Annotated in this window: 1 protein-coding gene; it reads right to left on the bottom strand. The window is 31.6% G+C overall.

Features of this window, described 5'->3' with window-relative positions:
- On the bottom strand, window positions 1-321 hold a 321-nt coding region (locus H3028_RS21050; RefSeq protein WP_258237887.1), incomplete at its 3' end, for a penicillin-binding transpeptidase domain-containing protein.
- Between the last annotated feature and the right edge of the window lie 37 nt (window positions 322-358).

The following is a 358-nucleotide window of genomic DNA, read 5'->3' on the forward strand; positions in this document are numbered from 1 at the left end:
ACCATCCCATTTGAAAATCTCATTTGTTGTTGCTTTATGATTTTCTAGCCCGATTAAAGCATTTAGCATCTTAAATGTTGATGCAGGGACATATTCTTTATTTGCTCGTGCAAGAGCATTACCATAGGTGCTAAGATTTTTACCCTCTTTAATAATAATTACACCCTGTGTTTGAGCTTCATCAAAATAGCTTTTAATAGCTTTTTCATGTTGCTGAGAAGAAATATGAAAATTATCTTCAGATTTAGTTTTAATAGATGAACATGCACTGAGAGAAACTAGAATAGAAATGCTGAATATAGGAAGTATAAATTTTTTCATTACAAATTCATGTTAGGGGAAATTTTGGGGCTTAGAG

The sequence above is a fragment of the Pseudomonas sp. Q2-TVG4-2 genome (genome assembly GCF_013620795.1).
Lineage (GTDB): Bacteria > Pseudomonadota > Gammaproteobacteria > Pseudomonadales > Pseudomonadaceae > Stutzerimonas.